The organism is Erythrobacter sp. GH1-10, from assembly GCF_045363165.1.
GTDB lineage: Bacteria > Pseudomonadota > Alphaproteobacteria > Sphingomonadales > Sphingomonadaceae > Erythrobacter.
The window spans coordinates 170,003-186,775 of record NZ_JBJFLP010000002.1; the positions used below are offsets into that span (position 1 = coordinate 170,003).

Below are 16,773 nucleotides of genomic sequence, written 5' to 3' on the forward strand. Positions count from 1 at the left end.
CGCGATCAAGCGCCGAGCGATAGCCCGTACCTGAAAGGAATCTCCCGTGATCACTCCAAGAACACTCCTCAAATCTGCGCGCATGTTCGTGTCGATCTTCGCGCTCGCCGCGTTCGGCGGCCCCGCTCTCAACGCTCACGACGATAGTGCGGCGCCTCCAATCTGGGAGGTCAGCGACGACGATACGACGATTTACCTCTTTGGATTGCCCAACATCATGGATGAAGCGACCGACTGGCGCAGCGCGGCGTTCGAACAAGCTCTCGCAGAAGCAGAGGTCATCATGCTGGAGAGCGATCGGCAAAGCCCCGAGGCTCAAGCGAAGATTCAGAGAACGATTCCCCAAATCGGGGTATTCCGGGACGGTACGAAGATGACCGAAGTGGTCGACGAGGAAACCCGCGCCCAACTGGAAAGAGTTTCGCGATCGCTCGGCCTGCCGCTTCAGGGAATCGAGCAACTCAAGCCCTGGCTCGCGGCGAACCAGTTGCAGTCCGTGATGACGCAACGCCAAGGGCTCATGGCCGCGCCCACGCCCACAAGTGTCATCATCGCGCAAGCGAAGGAATCCGGAGTTTCGGTATCTTATCTGGAAGGCAGTTCAGACCTGCTCTTCGCTGTTGGTCGACTGCCGATCAAAACACAGGTCCGCATGCTCAAGCAGTCGCTCGACACGATCGAAAACGAGCCCGGCGAGGCAAAGAGAGTACTTGCGCTATGGGCAAGAGGCGATGTCGATGGTCTTGTCGAAGCCCTCCACGGTGAAGATGCGTGGGCCGATGAAACCGTCCTTACTGCCATGCTTCTTGAGCGCAATCGTACTTGGTTGGCGCGGCTCAAGGAAGTGATGCAGTTCCAGACCGGCGTCATCTTTGTCGCGGTCGGTATTGGTCATCTTGTTGGGGAAGAAAGCTTGCCGAACGGGCTCGCCGGTGCAGGCTTTGAAGTCCAACGAAAATAACCTCTCTTAGCGGCAGGCCGCCTTCGAGCGGAATCTGCTACTAAGGACGCCCCCCCTATCCGACTTCATTATCGAACGCGGGGCCGGTGCGAGGAGGAGCTGGGCGGTCGTTGCGATCCTCTCTAACGATCTCGACGACCGCGCCTTTTTCGGAAGCCGAGATGTTAGCAAGCACAACCCGCGATCTCTTCTTGCCTTCCGTGCACATCCAGGCAGCCTTAATTTCGCCTTCAGGATTGCCAAAGACTGCGCGCAGATAGCAGCCATCGAGCTTCGTCAGAAGCGTCTTCGCGGAAGCGCCCTCATTGGGATTCATGGCTGCAACCATGCCTTCGGTGTTGCCAGCATCGGCGGCCATAAGAAACGCAACGACCGGTTCCGATTCACCTGCTGCTGTCGCCGGGCTAGTCGCCGCTAGCATACATGTAGTGAAAGCGAGCGTTTTCAAAGGCAAAGCCCCTCTTATTAAGTGCTATGCAATATACGTGACGCGTTTCAAATCAGCAATTCATATCGTGTCTAAATACGGCTTTCGACATGTTTGCTTTCCAATGCCGCCGCTCTGCGCCTTTCAAGCTAGTTGTATTTGTTCTCGCAGATCGGTGCTCAATCGTCTTATTGATGAAATCGGAGATAGTTATCAGCTGACAAGAATTACTTCTCACCGATGCTGTTTCCCAAGGCTTTGGCAATTCTTCGTGCCTGAGCCGCATGCAGATCCAACTCGATTCCGAAAGGGTCGAGAAGCAAGTCAGTCCATTCGCGAAATCCATGCACCCGGGACGAAGATCGTTCGTCACCCTCAGAGCCTGTAAACTGATCATTCCACATGCCCAAGCGGCCCTTTTCGGTAAACAAGCCGACGAAGAGATCATTTCGGAAGTGCGACGAGGGGCTTTGCGACATATAGAAGTTCGCAGCCTCTATGTCCGAGCGGTATGCCGGGACAGTCTCGAAGCTGTATTGATCGGCCCATTGGCCCTCAATCATCCTTTGCACGAGCTTCTCGCCGTTGCGGTCTGTAAGACGGACCAATCCATCACCATCATCGACGGGCTCGTCGGACATCAAGCTGAGCGGCTGACGCGGTGCCCGAGCTCCGAAACCGACATCGGTCAAAAACCGGTTTCTATCGATCTCCACGGTCAGGCATGCATGGTTTCGCATGGGAACCGTCGACGGGTTTCTTAGCCAGACGCGCCCCAGATGCAGCGAGATGTCATAGCCCAGAGCCTCGAGCAATTGCGCGTAGAGGAGGTTCAGTTCAAAGCAATAGCCGCCTCGTCTTCGAACGAGAAGCTTCTCGGCCAGCCGGTCGCTGTCGAGCGAAACGCCGAGTCCCAGAAAGACATCGATATTCTCGAACGGGATCGTGCGCATGTGCGCCTGCTGAAGGATAGCCAGGTTCTCGAGGCTAGGTCCGGTCGGAAGGGAAAGACCGAGCCTCTGAGCATAGAGTGCGACCAAGTCATCGCTTTCGTGATCGAGTGGTTGCTGGTTCGGTGGCAACAGCTTTCTCCCGTCGATTCCGGTTGTCGAAGAAGACACCCGGTTTCCGGGATCATCACGCAACACGGAGGTAAGGCTTACCACGGTTCGAAGTCTGGATCGTAGAAGCGCAGATAGTCGATCCATTCGGACGGGAGCTCGATCGGGAAGAACGCACCGGCGATGATCGGCGGGATCGCGAGGCCGGTGATCGCGCCGACGAGCAGGAATCCGGCTGCAGCCCTCCCTGCCGCGCGAGGCTTGCCGCGGTCGATCAGGGCAAACCGGAGGCCGGCCCCGATATGTGCGAACAGGGCAAACACGCCGAGGAAGTAATAGGGGGCGAAATAGTAGATGAACCATGGGCCGCTCATCACCGAAGCCGGCCAGTAGAAGTTGGTGTCCAGCGAGAAGTAGAGCCGCGCCATGCCCAGCGAGTAGAGGTGCTGCGCCATGAACACCAAGAAGATCGCCCCGGACACGATCTGCAGCCTGCCCCAGAATCCGCTGACTCCTCCGGCTTTCAGCCGGTCGTACAAAAGCTTGCCGCCCAGCAAGAGTTGCAGCGTGATCGAAACGAGAACTGCAATTTCCATCAGCGGGATGCGATAGACTTTCCTGAGATCGGATTGCACCTGATTGTAGGTCTCGATGCCCCAAAACCCGCTCAAATGGGTGACGAAGTGCAGCACGATGAAGCCGGACAGAAAGATCGCGTTGTAGCGATGAAGCCTGCGCAGCGCTTTCGACCTCTCATAATTCGAGCCAAGCGTCGTCATCGCACCCTCTCCGAAACCCAGTCGATGGTTTTGCTCTTCTGGGCCGCCGACGTCTTTTCCCAGCCAGCCTGCGCGACTGTGCTAAGCGGGGTTTTCGCGAGTTCCGTTTCCCAGGCACGATCGGCACGCCACATGGCCAGTGCGATGGAGCAAGGTGCCGAGTAGTCCTTTGGACGCCCGGCACACGGCCCTCTCTTCCTGATTTCGGAACAATGGAAGAATTTGGTCTTCCCTTCGATCGCCTCGACAATGTCCAGCAGGCTTATCTCCTGCGCTGGCCGGGCAAGCGCATAGCCTCCGCGTTTGCCGCGCTTGGTCCGCAGGATCGCTGCCGCCGACAATTGCTGCAGCATTTTCGCGAGGTAGGGAGCCGGGAGATCGAAATATTCGGCCAAATCCCTTGCGCTCAGCGATGCCTCATCCGGAAGCGCGCTCAACACCGAGCAGATATGGATGCCCCATTCGATGCCTTCCGATAATCTCATTATTCGGACATACTATGTCCGAATTAAATTGGCAAGCGATTGAGAGGCGTGGTCGGGTCATTGTGAGCGTCACTTTGAAGCGATACGCCAGTCGGGAAACCTGCGATTGCGCCCGGCGTGCATGAGGCAGATTTCGTTGTCCGCAGGATCGACAAGCCGCGCCTCGCGCCAACCCCAGCTGCGATCGGTGGGCATGGACTTGAATTCGAAACCCCGCTCGAGGAGTTCTTCGACATGGCTGTCGAGCTCCTCTGCGGTGGCGTGGTCGAAATATATGACGAAGCCTGGCGGAGCAGGCCCTTCGGTTTCATGGATCGAGAGGGTTGCCCCCTCGCCGGTGGGGCTCTCGAATCTCGCATATCGTGGTGGAGCATCGACAATCTGCGTCAGACCCAGTCGCGTGTAGAAGTCGACCGAAGCCCCGTAGTCGGTGCAAGGGATTGTAATCTGGTTCAGAAGCATTGGCGGGCTGCCTTTTTTGCAGGAGCGGGAGGGACAGGCTCAGAGCCTGTGCGCCGACGATTCAATCATAGCAGGCCGTCGAGCCAGGATTTAAGATCTCCACCCGCCCGAACGTATCGGCATCGACGAATCTGACCGGGGGACAGGATTGTGGAGCGCCCTCTGGCGTCAGGCACTGCTCTATCGTCGCCGACAACACGACCCCGCTGCAAAACGGCGCTGCAACCGGTGCAAGGTCGAACGCGCCGGATTTCATCCCGGTAGGTGAAGGCTCAAGCTTGACCACGAAGCGCTCTCTCTGTCCCTGTGCTTCCGATGGGCTCGCCTCTACCGACCCGACGATGGTGTCAACCGAGGCACGCGTTTGGATGTAGGCTGTCATCGTCAGCGCACATTGGCCTGTGCTGTCGGCAAGATCCGGATCGAGCCGCAGGTTCAGGCGAGGTTCGTCTCGTTGGCTCAGCGGTTCGCAGCTTTGGCCCTTCGCCTCGCCCCCTCGCAAGAGCGAGACGGACGCGAGCACAATCACGACCCCCAAAGTCAACACTGCAAGCCACGTGTTTCTGCTGCTCGTCTTCATCGTGTACCGATTTGCGGAGCCTTCTCCCGGATGATTACGAACACCGCCGGGCTCACCTATGCATCTCAAGATCTCGGATTAACCACGCCCGAGGGCTAGCTCAAGGCATCGGGGAAGCTCAAAAAGGCTACCGCCGTAGAACCTGGCCCTAAGCCGCGTATTTCTTCCGATAGTTCTCGACTGACAATTCGCGCTCGCTGGAAGTTCGGATCCGGTCCGCGACTTCGCTGCGGAGTTTGCGCTTGATGCCGGCGAGCGAGGAAGCTGGAGAATCGGCCAGCAATTTTGCGACCCGAAAGGCTTGGGTCTCCACTTCATCCCCGCTCGCCAACCTGTCGAACACGCCGGCTGCAAGACCGTCTGCCGCACTCATCATGTCGGCAGTCAAGATGGCTCTCGACAGCCAGTTGCTGTCGAAACGATACCGCAAAAGATCGAAAGCATAATCGGGAGGAACTATGCCAAGCTGCGCCTCGTTGAGGCACCACTGCGCCTGCTCACTGTCGCCAATGCGATAATCCGCGGCGAGAAGCGTGAACAGACCCATCGGAAAGATTCGCCCGGACGCAGCCGCGACGATCGGGCGTGGATGGATCAGCATCGCGTGGATCAGATCTGCGCCGGCCTTCATCATTTCGATCACTGTCGCGGGATCGCGAGTGGCCAGAGCCTTTACGTCGAAACCGCCGGAGTAAGTGCCCTCGATCGATGATCGAAGGACCACAATCTCGCCTGCATCAGCTGCGGACCGAACCGCAGTAATCAATTCCCCGAGAAACTGCGCGCTCATGATGTTGGCCTTGCCATCGTTCATGGTCACTGTCGCAATCCCGTCGGTCCGCTCGATATCCACTCCTGACATACGCCTTCCTTTCTTTTGCGAATCGCATTCGACCTTGCTTAAGTAGACCGGTCAATATAAAAAGCGTGGCAATACCTGCTTGCGGACACATGGGAGGATTATCGAATGCCAGCGAAAGGAAAGCATCGGGAGCCGATCATCGATGCTGCGATCCGCCACTTCCGGCAGGGCGGCTACTCGGCCACCGGGCTCAATGATCTCGTACAGAGCAGCGGCGCGCCCAAAGGCTCGCTCTATCACTATTTTCCGCAAGGAAAGCCGTCGATTGCGGCAGCTGCAGTCGAAGAAGCTGCCCGGCGCATGGCGACGACCATGCGCGACATCGCCGATCAAAGCGACTCGCCGGAGGAGTTCGTAAAGGCGCTTGCAGAGACATTTGGCGGCTGGATGCGCAAGTCGGGATTCCGGGACGGCTGCCCGATCACCACCGTGCTGCTCGAATTGGCGCCGAATGATCGTGCGGTGACGAAAGCTGGCGAGCGTTCCTATACCGATCGTCGCAGAGTAATCTCTGACATTCTCGAAACTGCCGGTTACACCGAGACCGATGCGAGCGATCTGGCGACACTCTGGCTCTCCGCTCTTACCGGCGCTCTTATCGAATGCAGGGTGAGCAGGAGCTCACGACCGTTGACACGGGTTGCCGAACTGCTGGCAAGTCAACTGCCGAAGCCTGCGAGATGATCAGGCTTGAGCAGAGGTGTGGAGACATCGAAATATTGCATGGCATTCAGCCCATCCGGATCGCACCGATTGAGTTGACACTCCACAATCGCGCTCATGCCGGAGCCGGGCCGATCAGTCCCTGCGGAGGGCATTACTGACGTGTCCCGTGCTCGTGCCTTCTGGCGACAAATCCCTGGCGCGGCTCGCTTCGTCGTGGGCTGGATCGTTCTTGTCGGTCTGTTTCGTGCTCTTGTGCCGATCACCGAACTCGGACCTCTCTACCCCTTCGAAAGCTTCTTGATCACGGCCGTGATCATGACGCTGCTGCCGTTTCTTCTCCCTTTGGCCATGGATTTGCCTCGCATCTATCGCACCGGCGACTCGCACCGAACCCTTCCCGCGGAACCCCAGGAACCGCGGGCGAAATTGCCAATAATACGCTGGCTGCCTCTCGTTATCGGCCTGGCGATCTTATCGACAGCCGTCCTATGGTCGATCGGAGCAATCCTCGATGACGCGGTCGAGCAGTTCATCGCCAGTCGCGAATTCGAAGGCGCGATGCCGGACAGGCAATGGGCGCTTTGGTGGCTCTTCGTGGTCATGACTAGCATGGTCTTAGGGCCGCTGAGCCTGTTCGCTATCGCTCTTGCGATCGGTTCGCTGCTTTCGCCGGTCAGCCGCGTCATCGAATTTCGGATCCAGGTCGATCCGGTCGATCCAGAGCTTTTGCAGCGGCGTTACGATCTCGCATCGATCGAGAGCTATGCTGATGGTCTCGGAGCCCCGCAGGAAATCGAGGGTAATCTCTTTGTCGCGCATCCGTCGGACATGCTGAGTGCAATGCGCAGTTCCTACATCGAGCGAAGCCGACCCACGGGAGACTGGCAATCGGTGGCCTTCAGCCAGACAGATCGGCGTGGATACTCTGCTGATCTGAGTCTTCGCTATTACGGGCAAGCGATATCCGCGCGGCTGGAGGTGGAGTCCAGAAGACGGCTCGAGCGGCTCGGTATTCGCCTGCTCGGGCTTCGGCAGTTCGACCGGATATGCGCGCAGTCCGAGGTGCGCCGGCTTGCCCAGCTGACCCGGTCGACAGTCTCGGTCGAGGGCTCGGAGTGACGGACGAATTCCTAAGCGTATTGGTGATCGTTGCGATTCTGCCTGCCGGAGGGACGATGCTGGGATTTCTTCGGTCTCGCGCATTCGTTCGGCTATTCGGAAGGTCAATTCGGCTTCGAACCGGTCATAATGTTGCTGACCGCGACCCCATCGTTCCTGGCGATCTGGATGCGGCTTCGAACAGGGAGCATCGTGCTGCCCATCCTGCTACATTCCTTTGGCAACTCGATCTTGCTTGTCGTCTGAAGTCCGCCGTGCGGCCTGAACTGGCGGGCGGAGTATGCCGAGCTCTTACCAGAAGGCCGATCAGGCTAGAGAACCATTTGCGTCTGGCTGACCATGGCGACCTTTCGACCGTCTTCGGTCGAAATCTCGGTCAACCAGACCGACACTCGTGCACCGACTTTCACGGGCTTCGAGACGCCGATCAGCTTGCTACCGGCCCGGGCTGGCCCCAGAAAATTCGTTTTGCTTTCAATGGTGGTCGTGCCCTTGGCGCCCTCCGGCAGGGTTATGAATGCGCCAATTGCGCCGATGGAGTCTGCGAATGCCATGATCGCGCCGCCATGTGCGATGCCACCAGTCGTGCACAATTCCTCACGAACGTCGAGTTCGCCAAAGACCTCTTCCGCAGTGGCTTTGGAAATCCTGACTCCCAGGTGCTTCGAAAATGGCATCGCATCGGCGGGATTGTGGGATCTGCCGGTATCATCGGACATGGATATCCTCCTCTTTGGCCGTATCCATTGATCAACCAAAGTGGACTTATCAAGGAAATAGTTGCGGAGACAAATATGCGAGATTTGTGCGTGCGGTTGCGCGGAGAACCGACGAGAGCGCATACCCCCCACGCACTCCGGACTATGATCAGATCGATTGCAGGTCTTCGAAAAAGCCGCCGCCGCTCTCATCGACCGGATAGAAATTCTCGATCCGGATTTCCTGAAGGCTCACATCGAAGGGGGCGCCTAGTGTGCTGAGTATGGAAAAGAGGCTGAAGGCCTTGCCATCCTTAGCGATGTCAACGGTCAGCATCGGGCCCGACGGCTCGTCGCCGACAGAGGGGCCTCGCTCTGGAAGGTCGCCCGTGTAGGAAGCGAATTCCGCAAGCAGATTCTGTCCCTCGTCGAGCTTGCCCAAAGTGAGAAGTTCCTCGCGGAACCGGCGCAGCAGCGTCGAGGCCACGTGATCCCAATTGGCAATATGGCTTCGATACCCATCCGGGTGGAGCAACCCGCGCATCACGTTTCCCGCAATATCGGGCAAATCCTCGGGCGCTTCCTTATCGAAGAGGAACATTTGAAGCTTAACCGCGGGCTCGTTCGCCAGAATGATGTCGTGCTTCCAGTCGAAAACGAACGCCGGATAGGGCTCGTGCGCGCGCAGCATCTTGTCCAGCGCGTGACACACCGATTGAAGCTCCGGGTCGGAGAGTTCGAATTCCGAATAGATCGGTGCGAAACCGGCTGCCAGGAGCAGGTCGTTGCGCTGGCGCAGGGGTATATTCATCGCTTCGCTCAGCGAGATCACGATCTTGCGGCTCGGACGGGATCGTCCGGATTCAAGGAAGCTCACGTGCCGTTGCGAGCACCCGCTGTCCAGGGCGAGATCGAGCTGGCTCATCCCGCGATCTCGACGCAGGCTCCGCAACATGGTCTCAAAAGAAGCTTCGACGTTCAGTTTTGCCTCTCCCTCGGTCGGCTTTTCGCACAGGCCGGCGAACAGCCGCGCACCCGCACTGCAGAGTGCACGATAGCATTTCACATGCATTTCCCAATTACCTGCGAGGTAATTGATTGCCCGCCACCGCCGTGTTTCTCTCAGGAGCCCGCAAAACGGAGGCACACTGGCATCATGCAGCAAAATTCTTCGAAGACCTTGCGTACGGCGCTCGGCTTGAACGTTTTCTTCTCTCTCGCCTGCGGAGGGATCGCGGTTCTCTATCCAGTTTGGTTGGCCGAAATCCTGTTTGCTTCGTCCTGGGGCGGCCACGCCTTCGGCGGACCGTTGATTGTGCGCGTAACGGGGATCGGCCTGCTGGCGTTTGCCGCTGCCGTCGGCTTCACCGCCAGCCGTCCCATCATCCCGACGCCGCTGGTCAAAGCGGTCGTGATCGCCGATATCGCCTGGGTCGTCCTGACGGCTGCGATACTGATCCTCGGCCCCCTTCTCTTTACCGCGCTTGGCCAGACGATCCTGATCGAGATCGCGGTGGTTGTGGCTGCCTTGGCCGTGGGCCAGTCGATCGGCCTTGCCCTGCTTTACCAGGGAGCAAGCGAGCAGACGGCTGAGTGGCGAGGGCGTGAATTGAGGGTTCGAATGTCCCGCAGCGTCAAGGCTCCCAGGGAGATCATCTGGGATGTGATGACCGATCACGAAGCCTACGCCCATTATGCAGACAACCTGGCCGGCGTCGAAATCCTGGAGGGCGACGGGCTCGGCATGGTTCGCCGATGCCTCGCCGCCGATGGAGGCAAGTGGACCGAAACGGCCGATATCTGGGAGCCCGGAAACAGGTACGGTTTCGAGATCGATACCGGAGCGGCAGAGTATCCCTACCCCCTCGACAGCTTGAAGGCGATCTGGGCGGTCGAGCCCGACGAAGGGGGATCGTCGACGGTGAGCATAGAGTTCGCAGCGGTTCCAACGGAGACAGTGAAAGGGAAGTTGTTTGGACTGATGGGTCGCTTCGTCTTCCCCAAGGTCCTCGACGACATTCTGGGCCGCTGGAAGGACGAGATGGAACACCGCGCAGGAAGCTCGAGGGTGCCCGATCCGCCAAATAATGACGACATTCACGTCGCCGCCATGGGCGCATAGGGCGGAGAGCGACGGATGCCTGTAGAAACTCTTTCGATTGCCGTGCTGTGTGTCATCCTCCTGCTCACGACGTTCGTTCAGGGGAGCCTTGTGCCGCTGACACACGGCTTCAGATGGGGTCTCGGCAGCCGCGACGAACCCGTGGTGACAACTGCGATCCAGGGACGGTTCGCCAGGTGCGTCCAGAACCAGATCGAATCGATCTGCATCTATGTCCCGGTTGCCGCGATCGTCGTGTTTCTGGACCGTACGAGCGAAATGAAGGCAACCGCATCCTGGCTCGTCATCGTCGGCCGCACGCTGTTCGTGCCGCTCTATCTCGGGGGCGTCTTCGGTCTGCGCTCGGCTGCGTATGGAGTGGCGACGGTCGGAATTCTCATCATGGCATTCTGCTTGGTCTGATTGGATCGATCGGTTCCTGCCTTGCGCGACCCATGTCTCGACGCGCTTGCGCATTTGTATTCGGGGGACGGTTTCGCACCTGTCCGATCCGGTCGGTAGCTGCGGGACGAAGCGGATTCCCCTGAGGAGTAGAATGAAAATGGCGAAGCTTTTTGAAACGCTCGATCTCGGGCAATGTCGTCTACAAAACCGGATCGTCGTGTCTCCGATGTGCCAGTACAGCGCGCCTCAAGGCGAGGCAGGCGATTGGCATATCATGCATATCGGGCAATTCGCCGTCGCGAACCCGGGCCTCATCATGCTGGAAGGCACCGCCGTCTCGCCGACGGGCCGGATTTCTCTCGGAGACCTGTGCCTTTTCAACGATGCGCAGGAAAAAGCGCTCGAGCGCGTATGCCGTTTCGTTCGCGAACACAGCGGCTCGAAGATCGGGATCCAGCTGTTCCATTCGGGGCGCAAGGGCAGCCAGTATCGCCCTTGGGATAAAGGTACCGAGTTCGACGCCGGCGCCACCCTGGATGAGGAGAACGGCGGCTGGACGCTTAAGGGGCCTTCGGCGATCAGGTATTCAGCCGACTACACCGTGCCGCATGCGCTCACCTGGGACGAGATGGAGGAAATCAAATCCGAGTTCGTTGCGAGCGCGATTCGAGCGGAAAGGCTCGGTATCGACGTGATCGAACTCCACTACGCGCACGGGTATCTGCTGCACTCTTTCCTTTCGGAGGAGAGCAACCAGCGCGGCGACGCGTATGGTGGCAGCCTGGAAAACCGGATGCGGTTCCCGCTGGAAGTCTTCGCAGCTGTCCGCGAGGCGGTGAATTGCACGGTCGGGGCCCGAATTTCGGGATCGGACTTCTCTCCCGCCCCCCAGAGCTGGACCATCGAGGATGCGGTTTCCTTCGGGCGAGCGCTGTGCGAACTGGGTTGCGAGTTCCTCGATGTGTCGGGCGGTTTCCTGAGCCCCACCCAGGATTTCGCATCGGTCTACGGCCCCGGCTATCAGGTCGATCTGTCCGCGCGGATCAGATCGGAGATCGGGCTTCCCACCATAGCTGTCGGGGTTCTGACCGATCCGGTGCAGGCCGAGCGGATCGTATCGACCGGCGAGGCCGACGCGATCGCCATTGCTCGCGGCATGCTTTACGATCCCCGCTGGCCCTGGAAAGCGGCCTACAAACTTCAAGCGGAGCCGACCTTCCCCCCTCAGTATGAGCGCGCTTTTGCGCTGGGCTATCCCGAAATGTTCAATGCATCGAGCCCGTTGTCAGCGCTAGATCAAATTGTGCCTTTATAGGTCCAGGGAGAGCTCGATGATGAGCCTGACCGTTGGCGTCAGCAGGGTCTAGATAGGCCTGTCAGGAAGCTGTCATAAACAAGAAACGATCCGCCGTGCAGGTCGACCAGCACGGCGGATGAAGCTAAGGAAGGGGGGACATGACGCTAATTACAATTCGGTAGCTACTACATTACGTCAACACAGCGTTTATCGGCCAAAATCCAAGCTGGTCTCGATTTGAAGCGAGCGTTCAATGCTCGGGCTCGGGCGGTGGAGTCTTAGCCAGATGATAGGCGGCTGGATTGGCTACGTTTTGGCCATGCGATGCTCATCCAAATCGCCAGAACTGACCTCGGCTTGATGGATTCGCAGGCTTACCGGCAGCGTCGGGTCGAAACTCACCTCGGCAACAGAAAAAATCCGGCATTCCGAATACGCGAGACTAGCTGACCTTTGGATTGCAATTGGTGCGCTCCTACGAGGCAGGCGGACTCAGGTGACCGTCCAGCCCCATTGTCCAGATGGCGGAATTGGTAGACGCACCGTCTTCAGGCGGCGGCGCCCGCAAGGGCGTGGAGGTTCGAGTGCTCTTCTGGCACCAACTACGCGTTGAGCGTTTCTCTTCGGATCTTCCGTGAGCCGCCGAGTTCTGATATACCCCAAACGTCGTTTTTGCCCGCCGTTCGCAAGCGTCGTTTTTGCCCGCCGTTCGGACGCGTTCGCCTCCAATCAGCGGGCATTCGAAGGTTATTTCGAGAGCAAGCCGCTTTTTTTCTTGAGGCTCTGTTTCGTCCTATCTTTGGTTTTTGGGCCGGGGAGTTCCTCTTCTTCGCTGGTGGCAATTTTGCTTACCAGCACAGTCGCGCTGATCACGTCCTCGGGCCTCTTCTGTCTCTGTAATCCTTTAGGTATCGAGTCGATCTCGGGATCGCGCGCAGCTGGTGCGAACGCCACCCAATCCCCGCTGATTTCAAATTGAATTGCTACCCGCGAAATGCGTTGAGGCTTAGCGGTACTTGGACGAAATTGAGCGACGCTCACAAGAAGGTTCATCAATCGGCACAAAACTCTTCGTGGAAAGTCATCCCGCTCTTAAGTTGAGTGGGGAATAATCCTGTCTCAGATCCAAGCTGGTCAAGAAAATTGTCGCTTTGCGAGCCGAGGTATGACCCAGAGACGAATCCAACCTTTTGATCGTGCAACAACTGTAGTTCGCATAGTTTGCGTGTCTTCCGAATTAGAATTAATGCTCGGCAATGCGTCCTTTGCTCCGAGAAAGGAGCTAACTTGCGCGAAATCTCTGCCTGTTTGGTTGGCTCAGAAGAGCATCCTTACACTGATGCCAATGAGATCAAGCCCTTCACGTATCTGATGTGCCGGTGGGCTGCTTTCATTCCCAAAACGCTGTTGATCTGACCTCAACCGTTGAACAATATACTCTATTCCGCATGGGCCGCAAAGCGGCATCGCTTATGCCTGAGAGCTTGAAGCATTCGCTGCTATAGCCTTTCTTCCAATCGAGGTCATATTCACGCATTGGATATCGAGCATCCCGTAGCTTCACTACAATATTGGTTATTTCCAATTCCATACAGTGCTGTCGTAGTCTAAACTGCCAAGTCTGCCGATCGGGTCGCACTAACTAAATTAATCTGCGACACATTCTCGCTCACTTTTTTGCCGTACCGGGCTCTATAGCTGTCCCGCGCAAAATCCTCTTCATTGGAGCGCTCACACATTTGTCGCCAATCATGGAGCGTTTGGTACAATTGATATACAATCGGACAGGTAAGTCTCATCCGATGCAGGGTGAACTTTCTTGATTTCATTCCAAACCGTGTTTGCCCAATCAAGAGTGATTCGTATCGTGCAGGGCCAGGCTGATCATCAAAGCCATAAGCCTTCACAAGGCCAAGCGCCTTGAAAAATGGCAGGAAGGACTTCGCTCATTTCCTGTGGAAGGCCAATTGCGGAAACATGCTTTCGTCGAGCGTTCGTGGCCGTTTGTTTGTCGGAACCCCGAGTATCGACGAGATTATCTGAATTGCTCCGCTCGCAATCCTGTGCGAACAAGAGTTGTCGGGAGCGCCAGTTGACTCTTGCCAAGTAAGTGCTCGAGCCTGGGGTATGGTTCCGTCAGTTCGCTAGTTCGCTAGTTCGCTAGTTCGCTAGTTCGCTAGTTTCGACCCTGGGCGATGCTGCGCAAGATCTTATACGCGTTTTGCGTCTCCTCATCCGAGAATTCCGCCAGCCGTTGATCGACGATTTGCTGGAAGATGGGGGCGAGCAGGCGGTGCAATTCCTTTCCACGCTTGGTCAGCTCGACGTTATTGGTGCGTCGGTCGACTGGTTCGCGCTCAAGCAGGCCCTCTTCTTCGAGGCCGCTCAATAGGCGGGTAATGGCCGGAGCGTCGCGACCGGTTCGCTTTGCAATCTCCGACTGGTTCGAGCGACCGAATTGCCAGAGATCGGCCAGAATGCTCCATTGCTCGGTGGAAAGCGGATAGCCCGCCTCTTTGAAGCCGCGCGCCATGTCTTGCCGCAGCCCGAAATAGGCCTGGTGCAGCCAGAACAGGATCGAGGCGCCGCGGCCTTGCTGGTCCATATTTAATTGCCTCAACAAATGTTGCCTTGATAACATTTCCGCAATCTGTCACAGATCGCCCCGGTTCAGGAGGTGAAGCTTGGATTTCGCACCGAGCGCCTATGCGCGCGCAGTTTGGGCACCGCGTCGCTTCAATTGATGAGCCTGCTCGAATTGGTGGTGAGAGTAATCGATTGGAATTGACTTGTGGCTATCTGTCTCTCACCGATGCTTGCGCATTGCGGCAATCGACAGCTTCCAGATCGTCTCTGTCAGCGGGCGGCGGAGGTCGGATAATAGCAGGCTCTGTACGCGTGACCTAGTCTAGTTCTCCCTCGATGCCGTCGCAACGGCCGGAGCGCCAAGCAGAATGAAGCACCCGAGCGTTACCCGCATCCCTTCGCGCACGGCGAAGCGACCTGTCAGCATCAGCATGCCGACGAATGCGACCGCGATCACGCAAAGGGCGAAGGCGAGACTTCCGAACATGAGCGCACTCATCCAGTCGACAGAGCTCCCGATCGCGGCGCTGCCGACAGGTTCGAGCAGGCTGGATTGAATTGGGGCGGCCATACGGTTTCCTACCTCGCGGCGAAGACCTGGCTGACGGTCCGCCTGCCCTGGTGACGCTCCAGCTGGACGAAAACGTCGATGCTCTCGCGCACATAGTGGCGCACATCCTCGCGAGCGAGGCGCGAGCCCGATTGAAGGATGAGCAACGCCAGCTGTTCGACCGCACGCGCGGGCGTGTCGGCATGGACGGTGGTCATCGATCCGGGATGGCCGGTGTTCACGGCGCGCAGGAAAGTGAAGGCTTCGCTTCCGCGCAATTCACCGAGGATGATGCGGTCCGGGCGCATCCGCAGCGCGGCAATCAGGAGGTCTTCGGCGGACACTTTCGCTTCGCTCTCCTCTCCGCGTGCGGCGATCAGCCCGACCGAGTTTTCGTGCTCGAGGTGCAGTTCGGGTGTGTCTTCGATCAGGATCAGCCGTTCTTCGCGCGGGACTTCGCCGAGCAGCGAATTGAGGAATGTCGTCTTCCCCGAGGAGGTGCTGCCCGACACAAGGATGTTCTTTCGCCCGCGCACGGCAGCTCGCAAATGGCTGGCTGCTTCCCTCCCTCCGAGCGGTACCAGCTCGCGTTCTGCCAATTGTGTGGCCGCACCCGTATCCGCCACGTCGAAAGCCTCCGAATCCTCCCAGTCGCTGAGCGAAAGCTTGGCCGAGACATGTCGGCGAAACGCAAAGCAATGGCCCTCCCGCGTCGCCGGCGGGGCCGCGATCTGGACGCGCGAGCCATCGGGCAGGGTCGCGGCGAGCAGCGGTTGGGATCGGCTGATCCCCTGCGAGGAATGCGCGGCGATCTGGCGCGCCAACCGTGCAAGCAGGGCTTCGTCGAGACCGGGCTCTTCGATGCGCTCGATGCCGCCCCCGAGCGTTTCGATCCAGACTTCGCCCGGGCGGTTGATCCAGATATCGGTCAGGTCGCCGCGCTCGAAATAGGACGCAAGCGGAGCGAGAAAGCTGTCGAGATAGTAGCCTGTCGCGGCCACGCTCAGCGCTCTACACTCGAGAAATCGAGATCGCGCGCGACGAAAACCGAGACGCTGGTGCCCTGTTTCACCTTGAGCGTGGGTCGGATCTGCTCGGTGTCGACTACATCGATGTTTTGCGTGCTGCCAGGCAAGGCGACAATGACGCCGTCGCTCGCTTCGTTCACAGCCACGCCAACACCAATGTCGAGAACTGAGTTAAGCAGCGCACCCCCAAAGCGCTGCCAGAACTTCCCGTCGACCTTTCCCTTGATTCCGGTCCTGCCCAGCGGGTCAGAAGACGGCGAATCCAGCGCAACCGTCACTCCGTCAGGCCGTATGACGCGGGTCCACTGCACCAGCGCCCGGTTTTGCCCACGTTGGAGATTGGCTTCGTACTCTCCGTAGAGCCGACTACCCCGAGGGATCAGCACCCTGGTTCCGTCAAAGCTTGAAACGTCACGCTGCACCAGCGCGCGCACGCCTCCCGCTCGGGTAGAGTCGAGCGCCGTCTCCAGAACTGCAGGGATGACGGTGCCTTGTGGGATCGTGCGCGAGGGATTGAGGAAGCGGCCAGCCTGCACCCGTTCGCGACCTGTGCCGCCCTCAGCGAGCGATGGCTGGGTATCTTGCGGAATACGGCTTTCGAAGACTACCTGCGGCTGCGCCGGAACTGGTGTTGGTCGAATAGGAATGGGCAATGCGATTGGAGGCGCTGGCGTAGGGGGAAGAGCGATCGGCTGCGCGATCGGGG

At 58.4% G+C, this 16,773-nt stretch carries 21 protein-coding genes and 1 tRNA gene; 8 read left to right on the forward strand and 14 right to left on the reverse strand.

Translation table 11 applies throughout. From position 1 onward, the window contains the following. Window positions 1–46 precede the first annotated feature (46 nt). Window positions 47–961, forward strand: a complete 915-nt coding sequence (locus ACI5KX_RS14795) for a TraB/GumN family protein (protein ID WP_406811522.1) — start codon at window positions 47–49, stop codon at window positions 959–961. A gap of 55 nt (window positions 962–1,016) precedes the next feature. Here the strand turns inward: ACI5KX_RS14795 and ACI5KX_RS14800 are convergent, their stop codons facing one another. From ACI5KX_RS14800 to ACI5KX_RS14830, 7 genes are all read right to left on the reverse strand, one after another. Next, window positions 1,017–1,382 carry a hypothetical protein gene (locus ACI5KX_RS14800; protein ID WP_406811523.1) on the reverse strand — a complete coding sequence of 122 codons (366 nt, stop codon included), beginning with the start codon at window positions 1,380–1,382 and terminating at the stop codon, window positions 1,017–1,019. A gap of 233 nt (window positions 1,383–1,615) precedes the next feature. Beyond that, window positions 1,616–2,554, reverse strand: coding sequence for an arylamine N-acetyltransferase (locus tag ACI5KX_RS14805; protein WP_406811524.1), 939 nt, complete (start codon window positions 2,552–2,554; stop codon window positions 1,616–1,618). Then, window positions 2,548–3,228 carry a hypothetical protein gene (locus ACI5KX_RS14810; protein ID WP_406811525.1) on the reverse strand — a complete coding sequence of 227 codons (681 nt, stop codon included), beginning with the start codon at window positions 3,226–3,228 and terminating at the stop codon, window positions 2,548–2,550. The genes ACI5KX_RS14805 and ACI5KX_RS14810 overlap by 7 nt, the downstream gene beginning before the upstream one ends. Continuing rightward, a complete protein-coding gene (locus ACI5KX_RS14815) occupies window positions 3,225–3,713 on the reverse strand; it encodes an RrF2 family transcriptional regulator (protein WP_406811526.1) in 489 nt (162 codons plus the stop codon). The genes ACI5KX_RS14810 and ACI5KX_RS14815 overlap by 4 nt, the downstream gene beginning before the upstream one ends. 69 nt (window positions 3,714–3,782) lie before the next feature. Then, on the reverse strand, window positions 3,783–4,175 hold the full coding sequence (locus ACI5KX_RS14820; RefSeq protein ID WP_406811527.1) for a VOC family protein: 393 nt from the start codon (window positions 4,173–4,175) through the stop codon (window positions 3,783–3,785). 61 nt (window positions 4,176–4,236) lie between these two features. Continuing rightward, the gene (locus tag ACI5KX_RS14825; protein ID WP_406811528.1) at window positions 4,237–4,755 is read right to left on the reverse strand and encodes a hypothetical protein; all 519 of its coding nucleotides are present in this window, start codon (window positions 4,753–4,755) and stop codon (window positions 4,237–4,239) included. Between the two features lie 148 nt (window positions 4,756–4,903). Further along, window positions 4,904–5,617, reverse strand: coding sequence for a crotonase/enoyl-CoA hydratase family protein (locus tag ACI5KX_RS14830; protein WP_406811529.1), 714 nt, complete (start codon window positions 5,615–5,617; stop codon window positions 4,904–4,906). A gap of 105 nt (window positions 5,618–5,722) precedes the next feature. Here ACI5KX_RS14830 and ACI5KX_RS14835 point away from each other — a divergent pair, with 105 nt between their 5' ends. The 3 genes from ACI5KX_RS14835 (at window position 5,723) to ACI5KX_RS14845 (ending at window position 7,648) form a co-directional block, all read left to right on the forward strand. Further along, window positions 5,723–6,301, forward strand: coding sequence for a TetR/AcrR family transcriptional regulator (locus ACI5KX_RS14835; protein WP_406811530.1), 579 nt, complete (start codon window positions 5,723–5,725; stop codon window positions 6,299–6,301). Window positions 6,302–6,397: 96 nt separating this feature from the next. After that, window positions 6,398–7,402, forward strand: a complete 1,005-nt coding sequence (locus tag ACI5KX_RS14840) for a hypothetical protein (RefSeq protein ID WP_406811531.1) — start codon at window positions 6,398–6,400, stop codon at window positions 7,400–7,402. A gap of 30 nt (window positions 7,403–7,432) precedes the next feature. Further along, entirely contained in the window at window positions 7,433–7,648 is a 216-nt protein-coding gene (locus ACI5KX_RS14845; RefSeq protein ID WP_406811532.1) for a type II CAAX prenyl endopeptidase Rce1 family protein, read from the forward strand. A 65-nt stretch (window positions 7,649–7,713) separates the two neighbouring features. Here ACI5KX_RS14845 and ACI5KX_RS14850 read toward each other — a convergent pair whose 3' ends face one another. After that, the gene (locus ACI5KX_RS14850; RefSeq protein ID WP_406811533.1) at window positions 7,714–8,121 is read right to left on the reverse strand and encodes a PaaI family thioesterase; all 408 of its coding nucleotides are present in this window, start codon (window positions 8,119–8,121) and stop codon (window positions 7,714–7,716) included. A 148-nt stretch (window positions 8,122–8,269) separates the two neighbouring features. Beyond that, a complete protein-coding gene (locus ACI5KX_RS14855; protein WP_406811534.1) occupies window positions 8,270–9,793 on the reverse strand; it encodes a helix-turn-helix domain-containing protein in 1,524 nt (507 codons plus the stop codon). Here ACI5KX_RS14855 and ACI5KX_RS14860 point away from each other — a divergent pair. From ACI5KX_RS14860 to ACI5KX_RS14875, 4 genes are all read left to right on the forward strand, one after another. After that, entirely contained in the window at window positions 9,767–10,222 is a 456-nt protein-coding gene (locus ACI5KX_RS14860) for an SRPBCC family protein (protein ID WP_406811535.1), read from the forward strand. The two genes, ACI5KX_RS14855 and ACI5KX_RS14860, sit on opposite strands and share 27 nt — an antisense overlap. Window positions 10,223–10,237: 15 nt before the next feature. Further along, on the forward strand, window positions 10,238–10,624 hold the full coding sequence (locus tag ACI5KX_RS14865) for an MAPEG family protein (RefSeq protein ID WP_406811536.1): 387 nt from the start codon (window positions 10,238–10,240) through the stop codon (window positions 10,622–10,624). A gap of 139 nt (window positions 10,625–10,763) precedes the next feature. Continuing rightward, window positions 10,764–11,921 carry an NADH:flavin oxidoreductase/NADH oxidase gene (locus ACI5KX_RS14870; RefSeq protein ID WP_406811537.1) on the forward strand — a complete coding sequence of 386 codons (1,158 nt, stop codon included), beginning with the start codon at window positions 10,764–10,766 and terminating at the stop codon, window positions 11,919–11,921. A 497-nt stretch (window positions 11,922–12,418) separates the two neighbouring features. After that, a tRNA-Leu gene (locus tag ACI5KX_RS14875) sits at window positions 12,419–12,504 on the forward strand. A gap of 146 nt (window positions 12,505–12,650) precedes the next feature. Here ACI5KX_RS14875 and ACI5KX_RS14880 read toward each other — a convergent pair. From ACI5KX_RS14880 to ACI5KX_RS14900, 5 genes are all read right to left on the reverse strand, one after another. Then, a complete protein-coding gene (locus tag ACI5KX_RS14880; protein ID WP_406811538.1) occupies window positions 12,651–12,956 on the reverse strand; it encodes a hypothetical protein in 306 nt (101 codons plus the stop codon). 1,123 nt (window positions 12,957–14,079) lie between these two features. After that, entirely contained in the window at window positions 14,080–14,508 is a 429-nt protein-coding gene (locus ACI5KX_RS14885; RefSeq protein WP_406811516.1) for a MarR family transcriptional regulator, read from the reverse strand. Window positions 14,509–14,811: 303 nt separating this feature from the next. Continuing rightward, window positions 14,812–15,060 carry a TrbC/VirB2 family protein gene (locus ACI5KX_RS14890; RefSeq protein ID WP_406811539.1) on the reverse strand — a complete coding sequence of 83 codons (249 nt, stop codon included), beginning with the start codon at window positions 15,058–15,060 and terminating at the stop codon, window positions 14,812–14,814. 8 nt (window positions 15,061–15,068) lie between these two features. Next, window positions 15,069–16,040 (reverse strand): P-type DNA transfer ATPase VirB11, encoded by a 972-nt coding sequence (virB11, locus tag ACI5KX_RS14895; protein ID WP_406811540.1) that lies wholly within the window; start codon window positions 16,038–16,040, stop codon window positions 15,069–15,071. Window positions 16,041–16,042: 2 nt separating this feature from the next. Further along, window positions 16,043–16,773, reverse strand: a 731-nt coding sequence (locus ACI5KX_RS14900; protein ID WP_406811541.1) for a TrbI/VirB10 family protein, incomplete at its 5' end; no start/stop codon positions are given.